General features: G+C 59.1%; 5 protein-coding genes. All 5 read right to left on the reverse strand.

The annotated features are described in order from the left end of the window. Positions 1–268: 268 nt before the first annotated feature. Entirely contained in the window at positions 269–1,582 is a 1,314-nt protein-coding gene (gene hisD / locus NW837_RS00905) for a histidinol dehydrogenase (RefSeq protein WP_414328849.1), read from the reverse strand. Between the two features lie 247 nt (positions 1,583–1,829). Continuing rightward, positions 1,830–2,573 (reverse strand): hypothetical protein, encoded by a 744-nt coding sequence (locus tag NW837_RS00910; protein ID WP_414328850.1) that lies wholly within the window; start codon positions 2,571–2,573, stop codon positions 1,830–1,832. A gap of 115 nt (positions 2,574–2,688) precedes the next feature. Continuing rightward, positions 2,689–3,873, reverse strand: coding sequence for an LL-diaminopimelate aminotransferase (locus NW837_RS00915; RefSeq protein WP_414328851.1), 1,185 nt, complete (start codon positions 3,871–3,873; stop codon positions 2,689–2,691). Between the two features lie 49 nt (positions 3,874–3,922). Beyond that, positions 3,923–4,507: a TolB family protein gene (locus tag NW837_RS00920; protein ID WP_414328852.1), complete on the reverse strand. Its 585-nt coding sequence runs from the start codon at positions 4,505–4,507 to the stop codon at positions 3,923–3,925. A 58-nt stretch (positions 4,508–4,565) separates the two neighbouring features. After that, on the reverse strand, positions 4,566–4,850 hold the full coding sequence (locus NW837_RS00925) for a DUF427 domain-containing protein (RefSeq protein ID WP_414328853.1): 285 nt from the start codon (positions 4,848–4,850) through the stop codon (positions 4,566–4,568). Positions 4,851–5,087 lie beyond the last annotated feature (237 nt).

Raw genomic sequence — 5,087 nt, forward strand, 5'->3', positions numbered from 1 at the left:
ATAGTGCTTCCGCAACAACTCTAGCTATTGCTCCATTAGAGCAACTTGGCTAGAGGTAGGGCGTAAGCGATATTGATAGGCAGTTCTCATGATGAGCGTATAAAATCCTGCTACGCCGGTCATAGCACCAGTAAGGACAAAGCATCGTGTCCTCGCCTTTTATCCCGACCCTCACCCTGGATAGTGGTGAGTGGATAGTGACTAGCCACTAGTCACTAACAGAGGGTGGGGCTTCCCGGCGGTCTAGCTAACTGCGACCAGGGCTTGATTAGCGCTCCTCCGCCAACCGCACCTGTACCGACTGGCCGTGGGCGGGCAACCCTTCCGCTTGTGTGAGAGCCTGAATGGCGCTGGCCACCTCCCGCAAAGCCGCTGAGCTGTATTGAATCAGACTGGAATGCTTTAGGAAAGTTTCCACCCCCAAAGCCGAGGCATAGCGGGCCGCACCGGCGGTGGGCAAGGTATGGTTGGGGCCAGCCAGGTAATCTCCTACCGCCTCCGGAGTATGGTGGCCCAAGAAAATGGCCCCCGCATGGCGAATGGGATCCAGCAAAGCCCAGGGATCTGCCACCTGCAGTTCCAAATGCTCTGGCGCAAACAGGTTGGACAAAGCCACCGCCGCCGTCAGATCCGGCACCACCGCAATCAGCCCGTAATTCACCACCGACTTTTCCACCATCAGACGGTTGGGATGGGCCTCCATCTGGGTGGCCACCGCCTGCTGCACCTGCTGGGCCAGCTGGAGATCGGTGGTCAGAAGGATGGCCGCCGCCAAGGGATCGTGCTCGGCTTGGGCCAGCAAATCGGCAGCCACATAAAGGGGGTTGGCGCTCTCGTCGGCGATGATCAACACCTCCGATGGCCCGGCCAGCGAGTCGATCCCCACCGTGCCGTACACCAGCTTTTTGGCCAAAGTTACGTAGATGTTGCCGGGGCCGGTGATCACGTCCACCTTGGGGATGGTCTCGGTGCCGTAGGCCAAAGCCCCTATTGCCTGAGCCCCTCCAACGCGATAGATGGTGTGGATGCCTACTTCTTGGGCGGCCACCAAAATGGCCGGGCTAATCCCCTTGCCCCCCGAGCCGTCGGATCCCGGTGGCGTCACCATCACAATCTCGGGCACCCCTGCCACCTGGGCCGGGATGGCGTTCATCAACACCGTGCTGGGATAGGCGGCTCGCCCTCCCGGAATGTAGAGGCCGGCGCGATCCACAGGGCGGTATTGCTTGCCCAAGACGATCTCAGGGCCGGGAAAGCTTACCCAACTGCTGGGCACCCGCTGCCGGTGAAAAGCTTCAATGCGCTGCTTGGCCAGCCGTAGGGCTGAAAGCAACTGCGGAGATACCGCCTGGTAAGCTGCCTCTAGCTCGGCCCCAGACACCTTCAGCTCGGCAACGCTCAGCTCCACCTGGTCGAACTCAGCCGTATAGGTCAGCAGGGCCCGATCCCCCTGACGGCGTACCGCTTGCAGGATCTCCCGCACAGTTGCTTCACGGTGCAGGTTCTGGTCAGCCTGAGTGCGCTCCGAGATCCGTCTGAGCTCGGCTTCAGCCTCGGCTAGCTGGGTGACGATTCTCAGCATAGCGACTCCTTCGCGTAGAGTGCCGCAACCCCATAGTAACGAGGGATCCGGCGGCATCGCGGTAGCAAATGCAGATCTTCGGCTGCACCGGTTTCGGCGACAAGAGGAAACATCTCCAAGCAGGGATCTTGTCTGCACCTGGCGCGATCCGGGTTGATCATGGTCATAGCTTAGCCTGGATTTTCCTCGACCAAGAGCCGGGTAGAGTTCGCCGATAGCCCTACTTAGGAAAAAGCCTGCCCCTTTTTCATAGGCCCAGTTCTGTCGATTTGATCAAGTTGCGAAAATCGTGGATTACCTCTTCACAGCGACGGAAAAAAGCCAGCACCCAATCCCGTAGCACCCTTTGCTGAGATTCGTCCAGTTCCTTGAGGGATCCCCGGTAGTGGATCTGGCCGCTGCGCTCGATCTCGAACTGGTTCAGCCATTCTGCTTGGGATCCCTGGCGTTCCACCACTTCCTGCCGTGCTGCCTTCCAATAGTTGACGATCACTGCCTTGCCCAAATAGCCGGTTGTAATCTGGCAGAGACGGTTCAGAGATTGCACGAAGACATCCATCTCCATGCGCGGGCCCGCCGCAGGAGCGGAACTGGGCTGGGTAGCGTTCCGGCCTGCCTCCGCCTGGCTGGTAAATAGACGAAAGGTGGCTAAGCCCTTTGGCGTATCCTGCTGCAGCTCGGCTCGCAGGCGGTTCACGGCCAAGGTGTAAACCGGCATCACCAGCTCGTCATTCACCGCCACCAGCAGCGCCCATTCCGGCCCGAGGGGGTAAACGAAGACCCGCTGCTCGGCAAACTGAAAATCAAAATAGTCAAGTCCTGGGGGCATGGTCTGCAAAACTTGAAACAGCCCTTCGGTAAGGGCTTGCTGCTGTCGGCTATCCAAATCCTGAAAAGAGCGGTAGAAGAAAGGGCGACCTGCCCGACTCAAGAGCGCCACCCCCATCACCCCACGGATGGACAAAAAACTGTCGAGCGTTTCCTTCTCCATGCCCACTCAACTTGGATAACACTCTTACTCTTATCCTGACTTAGATTGCCCGAGGGTGGGCGAGCACAACCAACCGAGAGCTGGATGCTCGATGTTTGGGATTGATGTTTGGGATTTAGGAAATGCACCGGGACAAAAACGCCTCGATCCGTCCCACTGCCTCCTCCAGACGGGATCCCTCGACCACCAAAGCAAAGCGGACATAGCCTTCCCCACTGGGGCCAAAGCCAGAACCCGGAGACAGGGCAACCCCTGTGGCTCTCACCAAGTCCAAACAAAACTGGGCAGAAGAGCCGCGATAAAACTCCGGCAAAGGCGCCCACAGATACATGGTGGCTTCTGGCAAGGGCACAGGCCAACCCATGCGGTGTAGAGCCGCCACAGCTATATCCCGTCGCTCTCGGTACACCTGCCGCCAGCGCTCCAAAAAGCTATCGGGAACTGCCAAAGCCGCTGCTGCCCCCCGCAGAATGCCCTGGTACTGATGGAAGTCGATGGTGGATTTCACCCATCGCAGGGCTCGGATCAGCTCCCGGCTGCCAATGGCGTAGGCCACCCGGAACCCTCCCATGTGATAGGACTTGGAAAGAGAAAAAAACTCGATGGTGCGGGTTTTATCGGGATCCGCCTGCAGCGCGGAAGGGGCCACCTGGCCGTCGAAGCGCCAGTCCACATAGGGAAAATCGTGGGCCAGAACGATGTCGTACTGCTGACAAAACTGCAGGGTTTCTTGCCAAAACTCCGGGGTGACGGTGGCAGTGGTGGGGTTGTGGGGGTAGTTCAACACCAGCAGCCGCGCCTGCCGGCAGATCGCTGCCGGGATCCGATCCCAGCGGGGCAAGAAGCGGTTTTCCGCCCGCAGGGGCAGGTAGTAGGGGATCCCGCCCGCCAGATGGATCCCGCCCGCATGAGAGGGATAGGCCGGATCGGCGACCAAGGCAACATCGCCAGGATTGAGCAAAGCCAGGGGCAAGAGGGCCGTCCCCTGCTGGGATCCGATCAACGGCAGCACCTCTGTTTCCGGATCGATCTCCAGGCCGAACTTGCCCCTGTACCACTTGGCGCAGGCAGACCGAAAGTCCGCCGTGTCGTGAAACAGCGTGTAGCCATAGGTAGAGGGATCCGACAGAGCCGATTGGATGGCCGCCAAGGAGTCTGAAGGTGGGGGCAGATCGGAGGATCCCAGAGACAGATCGATCACATCCAGGCCAGAGCGACGAGCCTCTCGCTTGGCTCGATCCATTTGGTCAAACACATTGCCGCCGAGGGGCTGAAGTCGCTGGGCGAGGGGAATCGACATGCAACAACTCTTGCAAAGCAGGGGGGTCTATCCTAGCTTGAGGATCCCCTCAGGGATTGTCGTCAGCATTGGGGGAAGAAGGTGAGGTTGGACGCGTGCTGGCCGCCGGCCCCCGGTCGAAAATCTCGATGTGCCACTGTCCTTGGCCGTTGCTCTCAAAAGCGATAAACCGGCCATCGCCGCTGATGGTGGGGTTGCGCACATCTCCTGGCACCCGGCTGCTGATGTTTTCTATCCTGCGGGTTTCCCGGTCGTAGAGGAAGATCTCAGACTTGCCCAGAGCATTGGACACGTAGACGATGTAGCGACCATCGGCGCTGATGTCGGGCGAGGTGGCCGCCACGTCGCTGGAGTTGAGGCCGGGCAGATCCACCAAGCGACGTTCCACCGTGTCGTAGAGAAAAATATCCTGGCTGCCGCTGCGGGCCGAGGAAAACACCAGGTAGCGGCCATCTCCGTTGAAAGCAGGCTCCCCATCGGGGAAGATGCTGTTGAGGCCACTGTTGGTCAGGCTGGGACGCGGGGTGCGAAAACCTGCGGGGCTGCAGCCCAACAGCACCAAGCTCAATCCGGCCAGGCCCAGCTTTCTCGCCCACCGGGCCGCGCCAAACAGGATCCGGCCATTGGTCAGCATGGCATCGCCTCTCCAACCCACTCTTCCCATCATACCCGGTTGACAAACTCGGCTCCGGCTAGGGCTCCACCTTGACACCCTTCCAGAAGGCCACATAGCCCCGGATGTTGGCCGCAGCGGGTTTGGGATCCGGGTAGTACCAGGCGGCATCTTTGTTCTCCTGGCCGTTGACCACGAGGGTGTAGTAGCTGGCCTCCCCCTTCCAGGGGCAGGTGGTGTGGGTAGAGCTGGGCTGGAAGTATTCCCGGCGCAGAGATTCCGGCGGAAAATAGATGTTGCCTTCTACGGTTTCGTAGCGGTCTGTCTCGGCCACCACTACCCCATTCCAGATAGCCCTGGGCATGGAAAACCTCCTCTTGCCAAGTTTTGGATATCGGATTTTTGAGTTGCGGATCCCGGCGGCTGAGGCCGCCTTGCTTTGAGCTTAACTCTTCCCTTCCTCTTATGATCGTCTTGTATTGTCCCTTGTATTGTCCGATGAGAAGCTCTCTGTCCGGTGGGGAAGCCTGTGGAGCATGACTCTAGTCAATAATAAGCTCAACTATACTGAAAATAATGTATAATATGTTCAGTACGGATT

The sequence above is a fragment of the Synechococcus sp. R6-10 genome, from assembly GCF_047461815.1.
GTDB lineage: Bacteria > Cyanobacteriota > Cyanobacteriia > Thermostichales > Thermostichaceae > Thermostichus.